The 22856-nt window shown below is 29.0% G+C and carries 19 protein-coding genes; 6 read left to right on the top strand and 13 right to left on the bottom strand.

The window, feature by feature from the left end; translation table 11 throughout:
- Positions 1–85 precede the first annotated feature (85 nt).
- Positions 86–2593, bottom strand: a complete 2508-nt coding sequence (locus EYW44_RS17650; protein ID WP_132725698.1) for an outer membrane beta-barrel family protein — start codon at positions 2591–2593, stop codon at positions 86–88.
- Positions 2594–2905: 312 nt separating this feature from the next.
- Here EYW44_RS17650 and EYW44_RS17645 point away from each other — a divergent pair, with 312 nt between their 5' ends.
- Positions 2906–4210, top strand: a complete 1305-nt coding sequence (locus EYW44_RS17645; protein WP_132725695.1) for a hypothetical protein — start codon at positions 2906–2908, stop codon at positions 4208–4210.
- A 165-nt stretch (positions 4211–4375) separates the two neighbouring features.
- Complete coding sequence (locus tag EYW44_RS17640) at positions 4376–4741, top strand: CoA-binding protein (protein WP_132725693.1); 366 nt, start codon at positions 4376–4378, stop codon at positions 4739–4741.
- Here EYW44_RS17640 and EYW44_RS17635 read toward each other — a convergent pair.
- From EYW44_RS17635 to pyrR, 5 genes are read right to left on the bottom strand one after another with little or no spacing between them, the layout of a single operon-like run.
- The gene (locus EYW44_RS17635; RefSeq protein ID WP_132725690.1) at positions 4725–5672 is read right to left on the bottom strand and encodes a ribonuclease Z; all 948 of its coding nucleotides are present in this window, start codon (positions 5670–5672) and stop codon (positions 4725–4727) included. The genes EYW44_RS17640 and EYW44_RS17635 overlap by 17 nt on opposite strands.
- A 5-nt stretch (positions 5673–5677) precedes the next feature.
- Positions 5678–5998, bottom strand: coding sequence for a T9SS type A sorting domain-containing protein (locus EYW44_RS17630; protein ID WP_132725687.1), 321 nt, complete (start codon positions 5996–5998; stop codon positions 5678–5680).
- A 23-nt stretch (positions 5999–6021) separates the two neighbouring features.
- Complete coding sequence (locus tag EYW44_RS17625) at positions 6022–6354, bottom strand: hypothetical protein (protein WP_132725685.1); 333 nt, start codon at positions 6352–6354, stop codon at positions 6022–6024.
- A gap of 4 nt (positions 6355–6358) precedes the next feature.
- Positions 6359–7291 (bottom strand): aspartate carbamoyltransferase catalytic subunit, encoded by a 933-nt coding sequence (locus EYW44_RS17620; protein ID WP_132725682.1) that lies wholly within the window; start codon positions 7289–7291, stop codon positions 6359–6361.
- Positions 7291–7848, bottom strand: a complete 558-nt coding sequence (pyrR, locus tag EYW44_RS17615; RefSeq protein WP_132725680.1) for a bifunctional pyr operon transcriptional regulator/uracil phosphoribosyltransferase PyrR — start codon at positions 7846–7848, stop codon at positions 7291–7293. Before pyrR ends, EYW44_RS17620 begins: the two co-directional genes overlap by 1 nt.
- A 139-nt stretch (positions 7849–7987) precedes the next feature.
- Here pyrR and EYW44_RS17610 point away from each other — a divergent pair, with 139 nt between their 5' ends.
- Positions 7988–9880 carry a SulP family inorganic anion transporter gene (locus tag EYW44_RS17610; protein ID WP_132725677.1) on the top strand — a complete coding sequence of 631 codons (1893 nt, stop codon included), beginning with the start codon at positions 7988–7990 and terminating at the stop codon, positions 9878–9880.
- 98 nt (positions 9881–9978) lie between these two features.
- On the opposite strand, the gene EYW44_RS17605 is transcribed toward EYW44_RS17610, so the two are convergent.
- Both EYW44_RS17605 and EYW44_RS17600 read right to left on the bottom strand, forming a co-directional pair.
- On the bottom strand, positions 9979–10686 hold the full coding sequence (locus tag EYW44_RS17605; RefSeq protein ID WP_132725675.1) for a LytR/AlgR family response regulator transcription factor: 708 nt from the start codon (positions 10684–10686) through the stop codon (positions 9979–9981).
- Positions 10687–10689: 3 nt separating this feature from the next.
- A complete protein-coding gene (locus EYW44_RS17600) occupies positions 10690–11670 on the bottom strand; it encodes a sensor histidine kinase (RefSeq protein ID WP_243643693.1) in 981 nt (326 codons plus the stop codon).
- A 307-nt stretch (positions 11671–11977) separates the two neighbouring features.
- Between EYW44_RS17600 and EYW44_RS17595 the strand changes: the two genes are divergently transcribed.
- The gene (locus EYW44_RS17595; RefSeq protein ID WP_132725673.1) at positions 11978–14296 is read left to right on the top strand and encodes a TonB-dependent receptor domain-containing protein; all 2319 of its coding nucleotides are present in this window, start codon (positions 11978–11980) and stop codon (positions 14294–14296) included.
- 1604 nt (positions 14297–15900) lie between these two features.
- Here EYW44_RS17595 and EYW44_RS17590 read toward each other — a convergent pair.
- From EYW44_RS17590 to EYW44_RS17570, 5 genes are all read right to left on the bottom strand, one after another.
- Positions 15901–16659: a hypothetical protein gene (locus tag EYW44_RS17590; RefSeq protein ID WP_132725670.1), complete on the bottom strand. Its 759-nt coding sequence runs from the start codon at positions 16657–16659 to the stop codon at positions 15901–15903.
- On the bottom strand, positions 16634–17074 hold the full coding sequence (locus EYW44_RS17585; protein WP_132725667.1) for a toxin-antitoxin system YwqK family antitoxin: 441 nt from the start codon (positions 17072–17074) through the stop codon (positions 16634–16636). Before EYW44_RS17585 ends, EYW44_RS17590 begins: the two co-directional genes overlap by 26 nt.
- 124 nt (positions 17075–17198) lie before the next feature.
- On the bottom strand, positions 17199–18950 hold the full coding sequence (locus tag EYW44_RS17580; protein WP_132725664.1) for a M14 family metallopeptidase: 1752 nt from the start codon (positions 18948–18950) through the stop codon (positions 17199–17201).
- Positions 18951–19012: 62 nt separating this feature from the next.
- The gene (gene coaD / locus EYW44_RS17575) at positions 19013–19465 is read right to left on the bottom strand and encodes a pantetheine-phosphate adenylyltransferase (protein WP_132725661.1); all 453 of its coding nucleotides are present in this window, start codon (positions 19463–19465) and stop codon (positions 19013–19015) included.
- An 81-nt stretch (positions 19466–19546) separates the two neighbouring features.
- A complete protein-coding gene (locus EYW44_RS17570) occupies positions 19547–20521 on the bottom strand; it encodes a D-alanine--D-alanine ligase (protein WP_132725658.1) in 975 nt (324 codons plus the stop codon).
- Between the two features lie 121 nt (positions 20522–20642).
- Here EYW44_RS17570 and EYW44_RS17565 point away from each other — a divergent pair, with 121 nt between their 5' ends.
- A complete protein-coding gene (locus EYW44_RS17565; protein WP_132725656.1) occupies positions 20643–21200 on the top strand; it encodes a PASTA domain-containing protein in 558 nt (185 codons plus the stop codon).
- A gap of 137 nt (positions 21201–21337) precedes the next feature.
- Entirely contained in the window at positions 21338–22369 is a 1032-nt protein-coding gene (locus tag EYW44_RS17560; RefSeq protein WP_132725653.1) for an RluA family pseudouridine synthase, read from the top strand.
- The last annotated feature ends 487 nt before the right edge of the window (positions 22370–22856 follow it).

Raw genomic sequence — 22856 nt, 5'->3', positions numbered from 1 at the left:
CCCCACAATATGAATGTGAGGATTCAAAATCATTAAAAATGAATTTTATTTTAGTTAAATGAGTTTAACAGTGTGTATGTGTTTATTAAAAGAAACCGCCACCGCCTTGTTTCTCATTATTATCTCTACGTCTTCTAGATTTAGCTTTGTTTTTTCCACCACCAAATCTGTAGTTAAATCCAATGTAAGCAGTTCTACTTTCCCATTTAAATCGCCCATTTTGAACAAATGGATTACTTGAGTTAAATTGGAATCTCATTGTATTAAAAATATCATTTACTCTAAAAGTTAAGTTTCCTTTTCCTTTTAATACGGTATAGTTTGCACCTAAGTTAACCATAGACATTGGATCTGTTTTCCATTGAATGTCTTCTTGTGCACCTCTATACATAGCAAATAATTGCAATCTAAGTTTTTTAGATACTGTAAAACTATTGCTAATTCTAGCATTGAAAACATTATTTTGAACTTCTAATCTATTTGCTGAAGGATTTGTTAAGTCGGTTGTTCCAATTTGTGTTTGAGAATAAAAGTCAGTACTTGCATTAGCTCTCCACCATTTTGCAATTCTGTAATTAGCCGATAATTCTAACCCATATGCATTAGTATCATCAAAGTTTTGAAACGTTAATATTTGTCTGGTTTCACTAGGATCTAATGGATCTCTAAAAGTAGCACGAGAAATTACATCGTTAATATTTCTGTAAAACGTACCTAAAGTAATAGAACCACCTTTAATTTTTCTTGTATAATTTAGTTCTACTGAGTTGGTGAATTGAGGAACTAAGTTTTCGTTTCCTACAGAGGTAATTAAAGGAGTACTCCATTCTCTAATAGGGTTTACTTGCTGAATACTTGGTCTGTCAACACGTTTACTATAACTTAATTGAAATTGATTTTTCTCAGATGGATTATATGTAAAGAAAGCAGATGGATATACTGTAAAAATTTCATCAGTTACTTTTTCATAAGTTAAAACTCCGCTATCATTTAAGCTAGAGAAGTTTCCTTCAATTTCGTATTGTTCAAAACGAGCACCTAACTGCATTGTAAGTTTACCAAATTTATGTCCGTAATTTACGTATCCAGAGTATACATATCTATCATAGGTAAAGTTAGAATCTCCAATAGGGGTAGTTCCACTAATTTGAACATTACCATTAGTATCTAAAATTAAATTTCCGTTACCATCTCTTAAAAATGTATTTCTTTCCTGATTTGTATTGTTAATGTTATCTGTTTTATTTGTTCTATACTCTAATCCTAACTCAAGTTTTCCTTTTTTAGAAATCGGATTAGTATAATCTAAATTCATTAAAACATTTTCTCCTTCATTACGAATATCATTGAAATAGTTTAATAATCTAAAATCTCTATCAGTACTTGTTAAAAGTAAGTCTCTGTTAACTAATAATTGAGGAGAATCGTTTAAAGAGTAAGTAGACTCAAATTCAATATTATGACCTTCTTTATCAAAATCATGTTTATAATTTACATTATAGTTTTGTGTTTTGTTGTCAGAAATTTGACTGTTTGGAGCATTGCTTAAAACATTACCAGTTGCATCAGTAATTAAAGCGCGACCATCAGCATCACTATCAAACCAGTTTTGAGTTGTGTAAAAAGAAAAAGTGTTTTTGTCGTTGATGTATATATCTGCACCAAATTTTACTAAATGAGATTCATTATCATTTGCAAAAATGAAATCTTGAGTATTAATACCAGGTCTTCTTACGAATCCAAAATTATAACGCTCACCTCCGTTAAAACCATAGTTTGCAAAGAAATTAACTTTTCCAGTTTTATAGTTCATGTTAGTAGAGGCATTGTATCTTACATAATGACCAGTTTCTACTCCGGTATTAATAGATCCATTAAAGCCCATATTAGCGTTTTTATTAAGCACAATATTAATAATACCACTCATACCTTCTGGATTGTATTTTGCAGATGGATTTGTGATTAATTCAACACTTTTAATTGAGGTTGAAGGTAACTGACGTAATAATTGAGAAGCAGGGATATTTGTAGGTTTACCATCAACTAATACACGTACATTTTCATTACCACGTAAGCTAATATTTCCAGTCTGACTATCAACACTTACAGATTGTACGTTGTTTAATAGTTCAGAAGCGGTAGCACCAGCTGAGGTTAAATCTTTACCTACATTAATTACTTTTCGGTCTACTTTTTGAACGATAGAAGATGTTTCGGCACGAATTTCAACTTCATCTAATGTTGTAGAGTCTTCTTCAATTAAAATAGTACCTAATTTGATATTTCTATTTTTTGAGCTGACCATAATTTCTTTAGAAATGGTTTTGTAACCAATAAATTGTATTTCAACAATACTTTTTCCTTCAGGGATTTTAGGAACGTTAAAAGCTCCTTTTTCATCTGTAATACCTCCTGTTAAAATTTTATTAGCAGTGTCTTTAATAATAATATTTACATAAGGTAAAGGTTCGTTTGTAGCTTTGTCAACCACCTTACCAGAAATTTTTCCTGGTTTTGGTAAGTTTTCTTTTTTCATTTGTGAAAATGAAGTCATACTTATTAGCAGTATGAATACACAAATAATTCTTTTCATTGTACTTGTTGTTAGTTATTCTTATTTGCTTACTAGACATTTTAGAGAATGAATTGTTACTAAAAAAAACTCTTTTAAGTTTTATTTAACTCAAATTAACAGTTTTAAGAAAAGCTGGTTTATTTCTTTTTTGGGTGATTTTAAAAGATTTAATTTTTTGTTTTTGAATGTTTTATTTGAGGTTTAGCTATGGAGTTGTTTAACTCTATAAAAAATCATTTAAAAAGTTAATAAACTAATTATTATGTTAATTACATGTAGGGTTTTGTATGAGTGTGTTGTAATCTATTAAATTATAATACCATAACAAAAATGCATACAAATACTCAAAGTAATAGTTTTTCACAAAAGCTATTTATTCAATTAAAAGCTAAATCAACGCTGTTTTTCATAACAAAAATATGCTTGTTGATATTCACATTGGTAATCACTTCATGTAGTAAAGATGATGATGTAAATATTAATCAGAGCTGTGCGGAGGTTTCATTAAAAGTAAAAGAAGATGAAAATGATAAAACAAAAGTTACCGTTGAGGCAACTTCATCAATTACTGATGGAATAACTTATACATGGAAAGTAACAGATAAAAATGGAAGTAAAGAAGTAGTAAACGGTAATTCTAAAGGAAGTATTTCTTGGCAATTAGAAGAAGGTGAAACTAAGTTTTGTGTTACTGTAAAAACTTCGGATTGTACTGAAGGAGTTGAAAAATGTATTACTTATAATTTTTCATGTGAAAATAAGAAAGAAATAATTGACTCTAAACCAAAGGCTGTTTATTCAAAGCCAGTGTTTAAAGACGGGTATATGTATTATGCAAAACAGCAATTAAATTTTTTGAATATTTCAAAATTAGCAATTTATAAATTGAATCTTACAGATAAAAATGCTACTCCTACACAAATATTGAATGTAGAGGAAAATATATTTGGAGATGTGAAAGATTTGGTTTTCAAAGATGATATTCTATATATTTCATTAGCTCATATTGTTCTTCATTCAAAAGTATTTAAAGTAGATACTAGTGTGGCAAACCCAACACTAGTTGAAGTGTTAGACTTAAAATTTAAAAATCAAATTTTAGGAATGAATGTGAAGGGGAATGATATGTATTCTGTAAGCATGTTAAGAGCTAAATTATACAAGTCTGATTTAACTAAAACAACTTTTGAATTGGATGAACTTACTACTTTTGGAAAAAAGGATCCTTTTGAAGAAAGAACATGGACATTAGATATGGTATCTAAAGGAAATGAGTTATATATATTGGCAAGAAGTAAAGCTGATGGTTACCACGTTATTAAAGTAGATTTAAATGATGCTAGTTTAACACCTACAATAATTATTTCTAATATGAAGGAATCAAATAGTATAGAATTATATGGAGATGATTTATATCTTCTTTTTAAAAATAAAGATGCAGCTGACGATTGGGTTGGTAATTGGATAGGGAAAATTAATACTTTAGATAGTGCTTCTTCGATAGATAAAGTTGGTGAAGATTATAACTTTCAACTTCATGATTTTTCTTTTCATAACGAATTTATGTTTATATCTATACTAGATGTTAGTGAAAGTAAATATGAATTAGTTAAAGTACCTTTGTGTTCATTGTAACTATAAAAGATTATTAAAAATGAATTCCTCAATACTTAAGTGTTGAGGTTTTCTTTTTTAGAGTTTGATGGTGATTTAAAAGTTTTTTAGTTTCTTTATTGAAATATTTTTAGTTCAATTACGACTAGAGAATAAATGCACTTAATTGTTGTTAAATTATAAATAATGAAAAATCAAAAAACATTAGTATTAGGAGCTTCTTTAAAACAAGAAAGATATTCTAATATTGCTATAAAAAGATTGTTAGATAATAATATAGAGGTAGTAGCTTTAGGAGCAAAGAGAGGAGAAGTTTCTGGAGTAACTATTGAAGTATCACCAATATTACTTTCTGATATTGATACAATCACTTTGTATTTAAGTCCGAAAAACCAACAACAATATTACGATTATATAAAAGAATTACAACCAAGACGTGTTATATTTAATCCAGGTACAGAAAACATGGAATTAATTGAAATCTTGCAAAAAGAAAAAATACATGCTGAAATAGCATGTACTTTGGTTTTATTATCTACGAAACAATTTTAATTAATTTCTCAGAACGATCTAATGAATATTTTTTACCTGTTTCAGCAGCAACTACATTTTCAAATACCTTTTCTGCTTCTTCTTTAAAACAAGTTACATCTGAATATCTACTAGAATAATGTCCTACAATTAATTTACCAACATTTGCTTGTTTGGCTATCATAGCAGCTTGTTCCGCTGTAGAGTGCTTTGTTTTTAAACACAAATGTTCTAAATCTTTCAAAAAAGTAGCTTCATGGTAAAGTAAATCTACGTTTTGTATAATTGGTACAATATCGGGTTTGTACATTGTATCGCTACAAAAAGCAAAACTCTTAGGTTTTTCTGGATCGATAGTAAGTTCTTCATTAGGAATTACTTCTCCAGATTCTAAAGTGAAATCTTTTCCTGCTTTTAAATTATGATAATCGCAGGTTTCAATTTCATCGTACATTTTAATATTGTCAATATGTAATTTTCTTGCTTTTGGTTTTTCAGTAAATAAAAAACCATTAGTATACACTCTATGAGTTAAAGGAATTGTATGCACAGTCACCTTATCATCTTCAAAAATTAATTCGCTATTTTTTGAAGATAATTCATGAAAAACAATTTCATATCGTACATGTGACATAGAAAGCTTTAACTGTAATTCAGTAACTTCCTTAATTCCTTTAGGTCCAAAAACATGTAAAGGTCTTTCTCTATTTAAAATACCAAAAGTGGATAATAAACCAATAAGACCAAAAAAGTGATCGCCATGAAGATGAGAAATAAAAATATGATTGATTTTAGAAAAACCAACTTTATATTTTCGCATCTGACGTTGAGTGCCTTCACCACAATCAATTAAGAAGTGACGATTGTTAATTTCAAGATACTGAGATGTTGGATGTGCATTTACTCTTGGTGTAGCAGAATGACATCCTAAAATTGTTAAATGTATACTCATCTATTTTATTTAATGACAAATCGTTTAGATATAATCTCTTTACTAGTTTGTATAGCATAGATGTACATACCTGAACTTAAGTCATTACGTTTAAAGGGGAGCTTGTTTTCTCCTCTATGGGCAGTAACTTTTTTTAAGTATACGGTTTTCCCGAGTACATTTTTAACACTAATCAAAACCTCTTGTTTGTTAGTTGAATTAAATGAAATAGTAGTGTTGTTAAAAAACGGATTTGGTGATGCCACCAGCTTGTTTACTGATTTTTCCTGGGAAAAAATAGCAATGGTGCTTAGGAAGCAAAAAATTAATAGTAATTTTCTAATCATATTTATTGGGGATTGGGTAATTATTAAAAACCTAAGTCACGTTGAATATTCTCCATCTCTAAAACATCTTCAGCTTCTTGCAACGTTGGAACAATGTTAAACTGCTCCGGAAAACGATCTACGTCAATATTTGGGTAAACAACTACAAAAGTTGTGCCGTTATCTTGGTGTAAATCAGAATATTTCAAAAATAAAGAAATTTCGTCGAAACTTATATCTAGTTTCGATGAAAGGTATATAAATATATTGTTTTTAGCAAATTTATGATGATGATCTTCAAAATAAGTCCCAAAAGCAGGAAATCCCCCTTCTTCTAAAGAAAATAAAACATAATCATTTTTCTGTTCGTGTTTCATAACATTACCTTTTTATTTGCTGTGCTAACAAGTATATAACTGCCATACGAACCGCAACTCCATTTTCAACCTGATCTAATATAATAGACTGTGAACTATCAGCAACATCACTTGTCAATTCTACACCACGATTAATAGGACCAGGGTGCATAATAACAATATCCTTACCAACATTATCTAGTATCTGTTTATTAATACCAAACAACTGAGTGTACTCTCTAGTAGATGGAAAATATTTAATAGCCATACGTTCGTGTTGTACACGAAGTACATTGGCAACATCACACCATTCTAAAGCCTTTTTTAAATCAGTTTCAACTTCTACACCTAAGCTAGTAATATATCTAGGAATAAGTGTTGTAGGACCACAAACTTTAACTTGTGCTCCTTGTAATTGAAGTGCAAAAATATTAGATAATGCTACACGAGAATGTAAAATATCACCAACAATAACTATTTTTTTACCTTTTAAGTTGCTGTTTAAAGCTTCACGCATAGAAAAGCTATCTAATAAAGCTTGAGTAGGATGTTCATGAGTACCGTCTCCTGCATTTACAATCTTAGCATCTACATGTTTAGATAAGAAAACTCCAGCACCAACATTTGAATGACGCATCACTACAATATCTACTTTCATAGACAAAATGTTGTTAACAGTATCAATTAGTGTTTCTCCTTTTTTTACGGATGATTGTCCTGCTGAAAAGTTAATAACATCTGCAGATAACCTTTTTTCAGCCAGTTCAAAAGATAATTTTGTACGTGTACTGTTTTCAAAAAATAAGTTGGCAATTGTTATATCTCTTAAAGAAGGAACTTTCTTAATAGGACGATTGATAACTTCTTTAAAATGCGCTGCAGTTTCAAAAATAAGTTCTAAATCATTTTTGTTTAAGTACTTTATTCCTAATAAATGTTCTACACTTAACTGCTTCATTAATAGTCTGTCTTAGCTTGTTTTGGTACTATGTATATTTCGTCTTTTTCGTGCTTTTCTTTCCAATGCACTACTACTTTTTCGTCATTAATGGCATCTACTTGTCTACCTCTGTAATTTGGCTGAATAGGTAAGTGTCTACTAAATCTTCTATCTATTAAAACAAGAAGTTCAATTAAAGTAGGACGACCATACGCTTGTAATGCAGTTAAAGCTGCACGTACACTTCTACCAGAATATAAAACATCGTCAATAATAACTACTTTCTTATTTTCTATTAAAAAATCTATTTTAGTAGGAGTAGCTTCTAAAGGAGCATTTTTCCTTCTAAAATCATCACGATAAAAGGTGATGTCAAGTATTCCTACTTTTAAATCTTTTATATTGTAGTTATTAGTTAAAATTTGATGAATTCTTTCAGCTAAATAAATGCCTTTAGGTTGTAAACCGATAAGAACGGTATTGGAAAAATCGCCATGATTTTCAATTAACTGGCAAGCTAATCGATGTAAAATTATCTCAATTTCCTTTGACGTAAGTAGTGTTTTTCTGCTCATTATGGCTATCAATTTAATTGATAGTTACAGACAACAAAATTATGACAAAAATACTTGAAGGCAAAATTAAACTTAAAGAAACATCAATACTTTAAATAATAACTATATTTGCCAACTTTTACAAAATACTTGTGTTATTATGATGAAATATATTAGAAATAAGAAGATTAACATAAAGGATGATACTTTAGCAGGGGTTACTGTTTCTTTGGCAATGATACCAGAAGTAGTGGCATTTGCATTTGTGGCACAAATTAGTCCAATAGTAGCTTTGTTTGGTGCTTTTGTTATAGGATTGATAGCAGCACTTTTTGGAGGTAGACCTGGATTAATATCTGGAGCAGCTGGAGCAGTAGCAGTAATTTTTGTTCATATGATACAAGAAGGACATGCAAAAGGATTATTATTTGATCAGTCAGTTGAAAATATGGGGTATTTCTATTTGCTAGCAGCTGTGGTATTAATGGGAATAATACAAGTGTTAGCAGGTATATTTAAGCTTGGTAAATTTGTTAGATTAATTCCGCACCCAGTAATGATGGGATTTGTAAATGGTTTGGCTATTGTAATTTTTATGGCTCAGTTAGGAATGTTTAAAGAGAACGTGAAAAACGTTTATGGAAGTAACATGCGTAAAACTGAATCTAAAGAGTTAGTTTATAAAGTAGAAAATAACCAAGTTAAAGATGTTGTGTCAGGAGCTACTTTATTTTCAATCAACAATTCATCAGTTATAAATACTCAAACAAACAATCAAGTATTTAAAATTTCAAACGGGCAAGTATTTGATATTAATACTAAAAAAGTGGTATTTAATATAAATGATGAAGGATTCTTTTCTGTAAAAGATAGTGGAGTAGTGAAGTCTTGGATGCAAGGAAATACATTATACACAATGATAGGCTTAGTTCTGTTAACAATGCTTATTGTTTGGGGACTGCCTAAATTAACAAAGAAAGTTCCAGCTGCATTAACAGCTATTTTAATTGTGACATTAATTTCAATTTTTGGTGGATTGAACTCAATTAATGTAGGTGATTTTATTAGAGATGGAGGAGGAGCAGGATTAAATGGTTTTGATGAAATATCTAGTAAATTAAATATTTTCAGTACTTGGAGTCATCTTCCTTTTAATTTTGATACACTTAAGTTTATTGCTCCGTATGCATTTTTAGCGGCTTCTGTTGGTTTGATAGAAACTTTAATGACGATGAATTTAGTAGATGAATTAACAGATTCTAGAGGTAATGGAAACAAGGAATGTGTTGCACAAGGAGCAGGTAATATATTGAGTGGTTTATTTGGTGGTACCGGAGGATGTGGTATGATTGGACAAACAGTTATTAATATTAATGCAGGTGGTAGAGGAAGATTATCTGGAGCAACAATGGCAGTTACATTATTGATATTTATTTTATTTGCAGATAAGTATATAGAGCAAGTGCCAATTGCTGCGTTAGTAGGAGTAATGTTTATGATGGTTATTGAAACATTTGCTTGGTCTAGTTTCCGAATTATGAAGAAGATACCAAAATCAGATGCTTTTGTTTTAATTATTGTATCTGCGGTTACTGTGTTTTTCGATTTAGCAATTGCAGTATTTGTAGGGGTTATTATTTCAGCATTATCATTCTCTTGGGAGAATGCAAAACGAATTAGAGCGCGTAAACGTATGCGTAAAGATGGTACTAAAGTATATGAAATTTGGGGACCTTTATTTTTTGGAAGCATTACTTCATTCAATGAGAAATTTGACATAAAAAATGATCCTCAAAATGTGGAAATTGATTTTGTAGAGAGTAGAGTATCTGATCATTCTGCTTTAGAGGCATTATTTGTTTTAGTAGAAAAGTATCAGGCAGCTGGTAAAAACATTAGACTAAAACATTTAAATGAAGATTCTAAAGTATTAATGTATAAAGCTAGTGATAAGTTTCATGATGTTATTATTGAAGATGTAGATGATCCTCGTTATCATTTAGCAGAAAATCCTGAAGCTTTTCCAAAATCATTACATGAATATGAGTTTTAAAAATCAGTAAGATTTAAATAAAAAGTCCCAAAATGAAAATTTCATTTTGGGACTTTTTATTTTATAAGCTCGTTAGCAGAGATTATTTTAAAGTAAAACTATTCTTTAAAGCTTTTTAAGAAGCTGGTTACTTCATCTCGATAACTAACTCCAATCGGAATTTCTACGGAGTCAATTTCTATGTTGTTTGTAGAAAAAGCAGTTATTTTTTCAGTGTTTAACAAGTAAGAACGATGTGTTCGAAGAAAGTCTTTGTTCCTTAGCTCATGTTCAATATCACTGATTTTATATTTAGCAACGATACGTTTATCGTTACTTAAATGAATTTTAATGTAATCTTTTAAACTTTCAATGTATAAGATATCGTTTGTAAAAACTTTATGGTGTTTGTTGCCTGATTTTATAAAAATGAATTCATTCACTTGTTTTGGAGGTTCAAAAACAACTGTTTTGTTATTTCTCAATAATTTATCTGTAGCTTTTAAAAAGCGTTCAAAAGTGATGGGCTTTAATAAATAATCTATCACCTCTAAATCGTAACTTTCTGTAGCGTAATCTCTATATGCGGTTGTTAGAATTGTTTTTGGAGGATTTTTTAATGTTTTTAAAAAATCAATACCAGTAAGTTGTGGCATTTTGATGTCTAAAAACAGTACATCTACTGTTTCTGTATTTAATTTTTCAAATGCTTTGATAGCGCTATTACAGGTAGCTACTACTTCTAAAGAATCAATTTTAGCAATATGATTTTCTAAAAGTTTAATAGCCAATGGCTCATCGTCAACAAGTAAACATTTTAAAGGCATTTATTATTTGGTAATAGTTAAGGTTACAGTAAATTCATTCGATGTTTGTTCAATATCTAAATTATAATTATTTTCATAAATCAAGTCTAATTGTTTTCTAATATTCAACAAACCAATTGCTTTTTTATGTTGATTTTGATAATATTTAGAAACTGAATTTTGGATACAAAAAGTCAATTTTTCATCAAAACTTTCTACAGAAATCTCAACACTTGGAGAACCATCATCTTCACCAGCACCATGTTTAAAAGCATTTTCAACTAAAGAAAGCAAAATTAAAGGAGGTACGTTAGTCTCTTCAATAATATTACTGTTTACAGATACTTTTAAACGTTCGTCATATCTTAACTTTTCTAGCTCTATATAATTTTCAATCAGTGTTAATTCATTTTGTAAAGGAACCAATTTACTATCACTCTTATACAAAACTTGGTCTAAAATTTCAGATAGTTTGGCGATAGAGGTAGAGGTTTTTGGTGAATTGTCTATGGATAATGAGTAAATATTGTTAAGTGTATTGAATAAAAAGTGTGGATTTAATTGACCTTTTAAGGTTTTTAATTCTATTTCTGCTTTCTCCTTAGCCAACTTCAGTTTTTTCTCTTTTTCTTTTTCTTCATTTAAAAAAAACTTAACTGCAACAAAAATGAAGCTAGGGAATAGAATATTAGGAATGTATTTTTTTAGTAGCCATGCATAATGTCCAAATATTTCTAATATAGATTCTTGTCGGAAAGGTTGGGTTATAGTTAAAGGTTCTGCAACATATACAATAAGAATTCTACTAACAACAGCTAATAAGTAGATTCCTATAGAAAAAATAAGAATAGCTAATACATATTTTTTTGTTTTTACATACCGAGGTATTAAAAAATAAACGATAAAATATGAGGCTATTATTTTAACAAAGAATCCGCAAGAATTGTAAATCAACTCCTCTTTAATACCAGTGTTATAAGGGTTCTGATCATTTAGTATAATCAAGTCCTGAAAAATAGAAGAAATAAAGAGGATGGCCCAAAAAAGGATGTGTTTGATCACTCTATGTTTTCTAAAAAAGGCTACTGTTTTACTAGTTATTTCCATTAAAACAAATGTAAACTTATTAGTGATATTTAAAGTATGGAATCGACGAATTTAGATTTTTTGATACTAAATTATAATAAATCGTCGACGAATTTTTTAACGTTTTTAAAAGTCTAAAAACGTCGATTAATTCTACTAATTGGTCTACTTCTAAAATTTGACTTTGATCTTCACAACATCTTTGTATCGAACTTAAAACAAAACAATGAAGAGAAACATTTTTTTATTGTTGTTTGTATTTCAAGCAGCAATAGCTTTATCGCAGATACAAGTAAAAGGAAAAATAGTTGAAGAAAGCTCAAATCAGCCTTTAGAATTTGCTACCGTAATTATTATGAAACTAAATTCAGAAGAAATAGTTACGGGTGCTACAACAGATGCTAAAGGAGAATTTTCTTTGAATATAAAACCAAATAGCTATGATTTAAAGATTGAGTTTATAGGTTTTCAATCGTACATTCAAAAAGCAGTTTTATTAAATAAAAGCACAACATTACCTATAATAAAACTAAAAGAGAGTACAGAAAAACTAGATGATGTTGAAATTGTAGCAGAAAAATCTACTACAGAGTATAAGTTAGATAAGCGAGTTTTTAATGTTGGTAAAGATATTTTATCAAAAAGCGGCTCAGCTACCGATATTTTAAGTAATGTACCATCTGTAAATGTTGATATAGAAGGAGGTGTGAGTTTGCGAGGTAATACAAATGTTAGAATTTTAATTAATGGAAAACCATCAGTACTAACAAATAATAATGGATTGGATCAAATACCAGCAGAAACGATTGAAAAAATAGAGGTGATTACCAATCCGTCCGCTAAATATGATGCTGATGGTACAGCAGGAATTTTAAATATTATTTTGAAGAAGAATAAGATTGGAGGTTTTAGCAGTAGTTTACAACTTACAACAGGTCATAGAGCGAATCACGGAGTTAATTATAATGCGAATTTTAAAACAGAAAAATTTAATTTATTTTCAAATGTTAGGTATCAACATTTAAAGTTTTTAGGGGATGGGAGTTTATTCAGAACAAATTATCAGAATAATGTAGAGAGTTCTTTCTTAGACCAAACGATTATTCGTGAAAGAGATAGAAAAGTATTCAATCTATACGTTGGTAGCGATTATTATTTCAACGATTCAAATACAACAACTTTTAGTTATTTCTTCAGAAAAAACACAAATGATAATAATGTAAATTATCAATTTAACTTTTTAGATGCCTTTAAAAATATAGATGATGTTGTAACAGCTGTTGAGACTTACAGGGAGCCACAAACAGCCAATAGAATAGAACTGAATCATGTTAAAACGTTTGAAAAGAAAGGACAAAAGTTGACTTTAGATTTTCAGTATGACTTTTGGAATGATGATGAGAATGAATTTGTTGAAGAGAACAGAGGTGGTGGCATAAGCACATTAAAAAGTAGAGATATTGAGAGCAGTAAAGATTTTTTATTTCAAACTGATTTTAAATTACCTGTTACAGAAAAAACACATTTAGAAATTGGATTAAAGGGAGAAGTAAGGAATATTGATAGTGATTATAAAGTGTGGGACAATAATGTGTTAATCGATAGTTTAGATAACTTATTAAAATATAAAGAGCGCATTTACGGGGCGTATTTACAATATGGAAATAGAAAGAATAAACTACAATATTTAATTGGTTTACGTGCAGAACATTCAAATACAGGGAGTACAGATAGGAAAGATCAGTTTAAAACGGATAAAAGCTATACCAATTTATTTCCAACTGTTCATTTAACGTATAATTTCAATCAAAAAACGAATATGCAAGTTAGTTATAGTAGGCGTATTCGCAGACCAAGATTTTGGCAGTTGAATCCATTTGGAGGTATAGCAGACAGGCGTAATATTCGTATAGGAAATCCTGATTTGAATCCGATGTTTACAAATTCATTTGAAGCTGGTTTTTTAAAACGTTGGAAAAAAGTTACGCTAAATCCATCTGTTTACTATCAAAGAACAGTACAATTGTTTGAAACTCAAATTACCTCAAATGGAGCAGGAGCGATAATATCAAAGCCTATAAATTCTGGAGAAGAAGATCGTTTTGGAGCAGAATTAGCGATTCAGTATTCGCCTTTTAAATGGTGGCGTTTATCTAATGAATTTAATTATTACACTTTTAGTCAACAAGGAATTTATAATGTGAAAGATAATGCTTGGTATACTCGAGTGAATTCTAATGTGAGGTTTCCAAAGTTTAATTTTCAAATGAGTTTTGTTTATCAAGGAGAACGTAACAGTGGTCAAACATTAACCAGTGCAATTTACAGAGCAGATTTTGGTTTAAATAAAGATTTATTTATGGAAAGAGCATCTTTGACATTCAATGTTAGAAATATTTTTGATTCTTTAGTTCAGGAACAATTAGTTACAGGTGAAGATTATAATGTTGTAAGCAATCAAAAATATAGTGGAAGAAGATTAAGTATCACATTTGCATACCGTTTTAATAGAAGTAAAAAAGATAGAGATCGTTTGCCTAATTAACAAAAAAAGTATGTTGTATACTTTTTTGTTGATTGATTTTTAATATGTTGCAAATTATGTGTATACTCATGTATACCAGTTAAAGAATTTAAATTTAACAAACCTGTCACTTTTTGTTACTGAACTTATTGTGATTGAAATATATACGTTTTGTAATTTTGGATCAGAGATATTAGCTGTTAAGATAGTTACCCTTATTTATTATATAATCCCTTGAATAATTAATTATCTGACAATTTTACCAGTTAAAAACCAGCATATGGGGGTATGCTGGTTTTTTCTTTTATATAATCTTATGTTGAATCTAATGCATGTTTTCTCAGTTAGATTGACAATAAGATCAAAATTTAATTAGAATGTTATAACTGATTTCTGAACTTTTTTATCAGTATTTAATGTTTTTTAGAAGTTGTCACTTTTTGTTACTGTATATATTGTTACAGAGGTGTTTGTGTTTTGTAATTTTGAACCAGAGATATTAACTGTTAGAATAATTACCCTTATTTATAATAATCCCTTAAATAATTAATTATTTGACAAATTACCAGTTTAAAAGCCAGCGTATGAGGGTATGCTGGCTTTACTTTTGTATATACTTCATGTTGTTGTTACTCTACACATAAATATTTTATCATTAATTTTTTAGTTAAACAATAAACTTGCAATCTATTAGGTTGTTTTCAAAAGTCTTTCACGTCTGTTTTTAGGTACATTTTATAAAATTTTTAACCCTGTCACTTTTTGTTACTGTATACATTGTTATTGAGGTATTTATGTTTTGTACTTTTGAACCAGAGATATTAACTGTTGAGATAGTTACCCTTATTTATAATAATCCCTTAAATAATTAATTATCTGACAAATTACCAGTTTAAAAGCCAGCGTATGGGGGTACGCTGGCTTTACTTTTGCTGTATGGTTTATGGTGTAATTTCTTTCACACAAACCAAAAGATAACCTACAGTTGGAATTTTAAGAGTTATTAATATTTTTTATCCAGTGTTTTTTCTCTTTTCCTTAGTTTTTAAAGGAGTGTCACCTTTTGTCACTGCTATTTTTGCAATAGAGGTGTTTATGTTTTGTACTTTTGAATCAGAGATATTAACTGTTGAGATAGTTACCCTTATTTATAATAATCCCTTAAATAATTAATTATCTGACAAATTACCAGTTTAAAAGCCAGCGTATGGGGGTATGCTGGCTTTACTTTTGCATATAATCAAAATCATTTTTCTTATTGTTAAATAACAGATGAAATAAAAATAAGAAGTTGTTTTTAATTTCAATTTTGCATCTATTGTTTCAAGAATATGTGTTTATTTTATAGTGAAAATCTTAAGCCTGATGTTTATTAGGTGATTATATGGTTTTTAGTTGTTAATTGTTTGTTTTGTAGGGTTTTAAGGGTTTGTCACTTTTTGTCACCGTCATTTTTAGGTAGTAAATGTATTTGTTTTGTACTTTTGGATTGAACGATGATAACTGATAAGATAATTACCCTTATTTTTTATAATCCCTTAAATAAATAATTGTCTTATAAATTTTATCAGTTTTAGATGCCAGTATCTGGGGGGGTACTGGCTTTCTGTTTTTATATTGTTAGTTTACTGAATCTTTTTGTAAATATGACCATCAAATTTTAAAGTACTTTTGATTAAATTCACTTCATTTTCTCTAATACACTTACCATTTTTGTCAATATTATTTGTTATGCTAGTAAATTTATTTTTTGCTAAAATATCGTAGTAACCATTTGTTTTGTTAGAAGTCATAATGAAAATTTTTTCAGATTTCAAAAACTCACCATAGCAAGAAGCATCTCCTTCACCAGAATATTCCATCATAGTATGGTTGTCTAAAACTTTATTTAGAACATTTGTTTTTTTTATGAAAAGAGACATTGATTCTCGGCTGTAAGGATTAGGTTTTGATTGATTGTAAAAATAAACTCGAACTCCAAAAGCTCTGGTGTTTTTACCAACCATGTAGGGCGCAGTATCTATTTTTATTTCAGCAAGCATAACAGCATCAGAAATCCAGTCATTATCCTCAGCACTTTCATAATATTTATGAATAATTTTATTAGTTTTTGTATCAACAACTAAAACATGGCTATGAAATTCATAGTAACCATTTTCTTCTTCTGCTATTTCAGGAATAACAACTATTGTTTCATTTTTATTATTTGGAAAAGGTTTGGTAACTATTAAACTTAATTCGCATTGTTTTTTTGTAAGTTTAAGTTGTTTTAGAATGGTGTTTAATTCAATATTGTTTTGAGTAAAACCCCAAAGGCTTAAAAATAAAGAAAGAATGAAAGTTATTTTTAAAATAATTTTATTCACAGTCTTTAGTGTTTCCATTTTCATCCCAACAATTTTCATCGATTAATGTATTTAATTCCCAATTTTGTTTTTTTCTTAAAGCACCATTTTCATAGTACAATTCCCATTTACCATGTTTCATGTCTAGGTTAAAGCTTCCTTCAGCACTCATAATGCCATTTTCAGCATTGTAAACTTTCCAAACACCATCTCTTTTATCGTTTAACATAAAACCTTCTCCTGCAAGATATTCGTTTTCATGATACCATTTCATATGTCCGTTAGCTTTGCCGTTAGCATAAGTGCCTTCGGTAGCTAATTGACCATTATCCCACCATTCTTTCTTAATTTCTTTAGATGAATGTATAATGCTCTTATTTTTCTCTGTTTTTGTTGAAGTTTTACAACTTAAAAGCAAAATAAAAGTGATGATAACAAAAAAGTATAATTTCATTACAAATCTGATTATGAGTCTCACATCACAAATTACAAATAATATTCTTATGCAATACTTGTTAATGGATAAATGATAGAACTCAACTTTTATTTGTATAAAGTTGGTTTACATTAATGAATGTTTAAAAAAGTTTATAAACAGGCAGTCTTAAATGTGCTTTTTCGTAGTGCGGAGTTTGTTTATAAATCCAATCTAATTGCATTCTAGTACTTTTTGCAAAACTACTGTCAGTTTTTATTTTAGTTTCAAAATCAGCTTTGATTAGAGGATTTTTTTGTAGAAATTCTTCAGCGATATCTTCAAAAACATAACTGGAAAAACCTTCTTTTCTTTGTAAAATAGTATCGAAAAAGTTCCAGTTAAAAAAACTATCTACAGCTTCTGCTTCTAAAGTTTCTAATAAGTAGCGTATTCCTTCTTGATTTGTCGGAATAAAAATATCGCCTTCACTAAATTTAATTTTTTCTATTGAAACATTAACTTCAGTATTATAATGTAAATAATGACCTTCAAATGGAGAATTAACAGTTTTAAAGTCTTTTATGTGATTAACTGTTACTTCTATTACACTGTCTTTGCTAAGTGCTTTAAAATTAATGTGATTCGTTTTTAAACGCTCTATTACTTTATACCAACCTTTAGGGATTATATATGCTTTAGGAATATTTATAGTTTTAGTTGTTTTGAAGTTATTGTAATAGTTTACTTCTTGTTCATAAGGTTTATTTTTATCATAAAATAATCTTTTTCCATTAGTAACTTTACTGTCAATATATTCACCTACATATCCTTTAAAATTGAATTTTGAGGGATTTTCTTTGTCATTTTTATACTGAATAGGATATACTTTTTTGGCTAAAATATCACTAACGGCATTTTTGCGAAGTTCTTTTATTTTAGCGCTGTTTGTTTCAGTGAAGTCAAACATAGATACCATTAAATCATAAGTTTGCTCAACTCTAATTTTATAAGGTTTTAACATGTGAGTTTCTACCATCATACCAAAAGTATTGAATAGCGTAGTGTACCCTGTAGAATATCTTGGACTGTCCATAAATTGTGACCATCCTTTGTCAGGCGTTGTTCCCCAAACATTCACATAGGGAGTAATAGGTACTCCTTTTTCTTCTAAAGACTTTTCTAAATATGGGCGCATTTCATCTTCTAAAAATGCACCTAATTTTCCGCCTAATTTATTGTGTTGTGTAAATAAATGAGTGATGGCATACTGATAATCTGCACCATTACTAACATGATTGTCTATAAAAACATCCGGATTGACAGTGTGAAAAATATCAGCGAAAACTTGTGTATTTTTAGTGTCTTGCTTTACAAAATCTCTATTCAAATCAAAATTACGAGAATTACCTCTAAAACCATATTCTTTAGGACCATTTTGATTCGCTCTTGTATGCGAATTTCTATTTAAAGAACCTCCAATATTGTATACAGGAATTATGCAAACAATCGTGTTTTTATAGATTTTTTTTAAAGAATCATTCTGAACAATATCTCTTAATAACAGCATAGAAGCGTCAATACCATCAGATTCTCCGGGATGAATTCCGTTATTAATTAAAATCCTATTTTTTGAAGATGTATGAATCTTATTTTTAGCAATTTTACCATCACTATTAAACACCGCTAAATGTAGAGGTTTTCCACTATCAGTTTTTCCAAATTCAAATAGAGAAATTTCAGAATAGTTTTTTGCTAGTTTATCATAAAAAGAAATTACTTCGTCATAGGTTGGCGTTTCCATTCCTTTTGAAGTTTCAAAAAGAGTAGTGAAGTCTTCTTTTGATGTTTCTTTACTGCTTTTATTACAAGAAATAAAGAAAGTCAATAGCAAAATAAAAAGTAAGTTTCTCATTTGGATAAAGATGATGGTAATTAGTATGTAATAATACTTAAATAAGTAATGATTTACAGCTTTTAAATTCTCACAGAATTAGGAACTAATCCAGTATAATCTCCATTATTTCTAATAACATCACGAACAATAGAAGAAGAAATATAACTTTTCCCAGATGACGTTAATAAGAATACTGTTTCTATTTCAGATAATTTTCTATTTGTGTGTGCAATAGCCTTTTCAAATTCAAAATCAGCTGGATTTCTTAAACCTCTTAAAATAAATTGAGCATCAATTTCTTTACAAAAGTTTACAGTTAAACCTTCATAAGTAACAACTTTAATTTTTGGTTCATCTTTAAAAGCTTCCTCAATAAATTGCTTACGCTTTTCTAGCGGAAACATATATTTTTTATCAGAATTTACACCAATGGCAATTACAAGTTCATCAAAAAGAGTAACACCTCTATGAATAATGTCATAATGCCCTAACGTTATAGGATCAAATGATCCTGGAAAAATAGCTCTTTTCATAATTTGTTCTGTTTATGTTTTCTTGTTTAATCTTGTAGAAAAAAAGATTAAAAATATTTGTTTTTCAGTTTTTTATAAAAATTATATCAATGCTTCAGTAATTGCGTTATCAAAAAGTGCAGTTAAGCTAATTCCTGCTTCACTGGCTTGTTGAGGTAAAATACTTTCTTCTGTTAGTCCTGGAACAGTATTCATTTCTAAGAAATGAGGAATATCGTTAACTAAAATATATTCCGACCTAGAAAAACCTGACATATTTAAAACAGTATACACTTTTTTTGCAATTGCTCTTACTTTTTCCTCCTGTTTTTTATTAATTCTGGCAGGAGTTATTTCTTGAGATTTACCTTCGTATTTAGCTTCGTAATCAAAAAAGTCATTTTCACTTACTATTTCTGTAATAGGTAATACGATTGTTTCTTTTTGGTAATTTATAACACCAACAGAAACTTCAGTTCCATCTAAAAAACTTTCAATAAGTATTTCACTATCTTCTTTGTATGCTTTTTCTAAAGCTGCTGGGAATTCACTTTTAGTATGCACTTTTGAAATTCCAAAACTAGATCCAGCATTATTTGGTTTTACAAAACAAGGTAATCCAACATTATCGATAATCGAATCAATATCAATATTATTTCCTTTATTTAAATAAACAGATTTGGCGGTTGGAATGTCATACTTTTTTAAAATACTAAGTGTATCTCTTTTGTTAAAAGTAAGTGCCATTTGATAAAAAGGAGCTGAAGTATGTTTAATATTCAGTAAATCAAAGTAAGCTAAAATAGCTCCATTTTCACCAGGTGCACCATGAATAGCATTAAAAACACAATCAAAAGAGATCTTTTGCTTGTTTACTTCAATGGAAAAGTCATGTTTATTTACAGGTAATTTATCATCAGAATCATTTACATAAAACCATCCTTCTTTTAAAATATGAATTCTAAAAGGATTGTATTTTTCTCTATCTAAATGTTTGTAAACAACATTTCCACTTTTAATTGAAATAGCTACTTCAGATGAGTAACCGCCCATAATAATGGCAATATTTTTTTTCATGGTTGACTTTTATACTACAAACTTACCAAAAAAGTATTTTAAAATTTAATCTTTTAAAAGGATCAAATGGCATTAATATGAATTTTAGTGTACATTTGTTACGTTTTACAAAAAATCGACAATGAAAATATTCCAATTTTTAAAGAGCAAGACATTTTTAAAACAAATAATAATTGCTGTTATAGGCTTTGTATTAGCTATCTTTTTATTGAGGTGGTGGTTAGGTTATACTACAAATCATAACCAAAAAATACAGGTGCCAGATTTACAAAAAATGAGTTTAGAAAAAGTAGCAGATCAATTAAACGAACTAAATTTAGATTTTATAGTAATTGATAGTGCTAGTTACAATCCTGATTACCCAAAGAAATCTGTAATAGAACAAAATCCGGAGGCAGGAGATTTTGTAAAAGAAAAGCGTAAGATTTATTTAACATTAAATCCTTCTAAATATAGAGATGTAGTAATTCCAGACTTAAATGGAAAAACTAAACGTCAAGCAATAACACACCTTAGATCAATAGGTTTTTTAGTTGGAGAAAACTTTACATATGTTCCAGATATAGGTAAAGATGTAGTTAGAGGATTAAAATACAAAGGAAAACAAGTAGGTTTAGGAGATAAACTACCAAAAAAATCAGTTATAAACTTAATTTTAGGTGACGGATCTAGAAACTAATTAAGAATTATAATTTGTAATTCTTTAATACAGAAAAAGTAAAAAAAATACTTTTGATTACTGATTACTGATTACTGATTACTGATTACTGATTACTGATTACTGATTACTGATTACTGATAATTGAAAACAACAACATGCAGGAGACGAATGATATAAATGAAAGCTCAGATTTGTACGAACACTACAGGTTTGAAGCAAACGATGGTCAGGTACCTTTACGAGTAGATAAGTTTTTAATGAATTTTATCGAAAATGCTACCCGAAATAAAATTCAACAAGCAGCTAAAGCTGGAAATATTTTGGTAAATGACTTTGCCGTAAAATCTAACTATAAAGTTAAGCCAAAAGATGTTGTTAGAGTTGTCTTATCGTATCCACCTCATGAAAATTTATTAGTAGCTGAAGATATTCCGATTAACATTGTTTATGAAGATGATGATGTAATTGTAGTGAACAAAGAACCAGGAATGGTAGTACATCCAGGTCACGGAAATTATTCTGGTACTTTAGTAAACGGATTGATACATCATATAGAAAACTTGCCAACAAATAGTAACGAAAGACCAGGTTTAGTTCATCGTATTGATAAAGATACAAGTGGTTTATTAGTAGTAGCTAAAACTGAGTATGCTATGGCGCATTTATCAAAACAATTTTTTGATAAAACTACAGAGCGTTTATACTATGCTTTAGTTTGGGGTAATGTAGAAGAAGATTCAGGAACTATTGAAGGTCATATTGGTAGAAGTTTAAAAAATAGACTACAAATGACTGTTTTTCCTGATGGAGAATTCGGTAAAGAAGCTGTTACTCATTATAAAGTGGTAGAACGTTTTACATATGTAACATTAGTGCAATGTAAATTAGAAACAGGACGAACGCATCAAATACGTGCACACTTCAAGTATATAGGTCATACTCTTTTTAATGACGAACGCTATGGTGGAGATCTAATATTAAAAGGAACAACTTTTACTAAATACAAACAGTTTGTTGAAAATTGCTTTAAAGTATTACCTAGACAGGCTTTACATGCAAAAACATTAGGATTTGTTCATCCAACCACTGGAGAATTCATGCAATTCAATTCTGATATACCAAAAGATATTGAAGATTGTCTTGAAAAGTGGAGGCGTTATGCCGTGAACTCTTTGGAAAATGATTAATTAATAAAGTGGTTGATGCTTTAAGTATTGGTTATTAGATGGTTTTCTTTTTTGAGAGATAGCTGTAAAAATTAACTAATTTGCTTGTTAGTGTTAAAAAAATATTGTTTATTGTAAAAAAAGTATTAGTTTAGCCGTTCCTAAATTAATTAATTTTGGACAGAATTTAAAAGTTCTATATACATAGGTTAATAATTTTCAATAAGTTATTACAGTGAAAGAAAAACTATAACATTATTTGCTATTAATATATTTAGGTAAATCCCTACTTCCTAAATACATTAAATTATAGGTGTCATATTACATTATAAATCAATTGACACTTTTTAAAACTACCCCCAAAATTTATAATATCTCTGTATTCTGGTGATTTTTGTTTCAAACAAAAATGATTAGAGTAATAAATTTGTTTGTAATTATTTACAAGCATTGAAGTTAGTTTTTCTTTTTGTTGAAAAAAACATTGAATGATTTATACCAATTGTAA

This window comes from Tenacibaculum sp. M341 (assembly GCF_004337695.1).
In the GTDB taxonomy this organism is placed as follows: domain Bacteria; phylum Bacteroidota; class Bacteroidia; order Flavobacteriales; family Flavobacteriaceae; genus Polaribacter.
Note: the sequence above shows the minus strand (reverse complement) of the source record. Positions and strands in the feature narration are given on the sequence as shown.

What these genes read in the sequence shown, in the direction of transcription:
- EYW44_RS17610 (WP_132725677.1), top strand. Translation starts at nt 7,988, where the DNA reads ATGATGAAATATATTAGAAATAAGAAGATTAACATAAAGGATGATACT.
- EYW44_RS17560 (WP_132725653.1), top strand. Translation starts at nt 21,338, where the DNA reads ATGCAGGAGACGAATGATATAAATGAAAGCTCAGATTTGTACGAACAC.
- pyrR (WP_132725680.1), bottom strand. Translation starts at nt 7,848, where the DNA reads ATGAGCAGAAAAACACTACTTACGTCAAAGGAAATTGAGATAATTTTA.
- EYW44_RS17645 (WP_132725695.1), top strand. Translation starts at nt 2,906, where the DNA reads ATGCATACAAATACTCAAAGTAATAGTTTTTCACAAAAGCTATTTATT.
- EYW44_RS17635 (WP_132725690.1), bottom strand. Translation starts at nt 5,672, where the DNA reads ATGAGTATACATTTAACAATTTTAGGATGTCATTCTGCTACACCAAGA.
- EYW44_RS17590 (WP_132725670.1), bottom strand. Translation starts at nt 16,659, where the DNA reads ATGGAAACACTAAAGACTGTGAATAAAATTATTTTAAAAATAACTTTC.
- EYW44_RS17620 (WP_132725682.1), bottom strand. Translation starts at nt 7,291, where the DNA reads ATGAAGCAGTTAAGTGTAGAACATTTATTAGGAATAAAGTACTTAAAC.
- EYW44_RS17570 (WP_132725658.1), bottom strand. Translation starts at nt 20,521, where the DNA reads ATGAAAAAAAATATTGCCATTATTATGGGCGGTTACTCATCTGAAGTA.
- EYW44_RS17605 (WP_132725675.1), bottom strand. Translation starts at nt 10,686, where the DNA reads ATGCCTTTAAAATGTTTACTTGTTGACGATGAGCCATTGGCTATTAAA.
- EYW44_RS17585 (WP_132725667.1), bottom strand. Translation starts at nt 17,074, where the DNA reads ATGAAATTATACTTTTTTGTTATCATCACTTTTATTTTGCTTTTAAGT.
- EYW44_RS17580 (WP_132725664.1), bottom strand. Translation starts at nt 18,950, where the DNA reads ATGAGAAACTTACTTTTTATTTTGCTATTGACTTTCTTTATTTCTTGT.
- coaD (WP_132725661.1), bottom strand. Translation starts at nt 19,465, where the DNA reads ATGAAAAGAGCTATTTTTCCAGGATCATTTGATCCTATAACGTTAGGG.
- EYW44_RS17565 (WP_132725656.1), top strand. Translation starts at nt 20,643, where the DNA reads ATGAAAATATTCCAATTTTTAAAGAGCAAGACATTTTTAAAACAAATA.
- EYW44_RS17650 (WP_132725698.1), bottom strand. Translation starts at nt 2,593, where the DNA reads ATGAAAAGAATTATTTGTGTATTCATACTGCTAATAAGTATGACTTCA.
- EYW44_RS17625 (WP_132725685.1), bottom strand. Translation starts at nt 6,354, where the DNA reads ATGAAACACGAACAGAAAAATGATTATGTTTTATTTTCTTTAGAAGAA.
- EYW44_RS17630 (WP_132725687.1), bottom strand. Translation starts at nt 5,998, where the DNA reads ATGATTAGAAAATTACTATTAATTTTTTGCTTCCTAAGCACCATTGCT.
- EYW44_RS17640 (WP_132725693.1), top strand. Translation starts at nt 4,376, where the DNA reads ATGAAAAATCAAAAAACATTAGTATTAGGAGCTTCTTTAAAACAAGAA.
- EYW44_RS17595 (WP_132725673.1), top strand. Translation starts at nt 11,978, where the DNA reads ATGAAGAGAAACATTTTTTTATTGTTGTTTGTATTTCAAGCAGCAATA.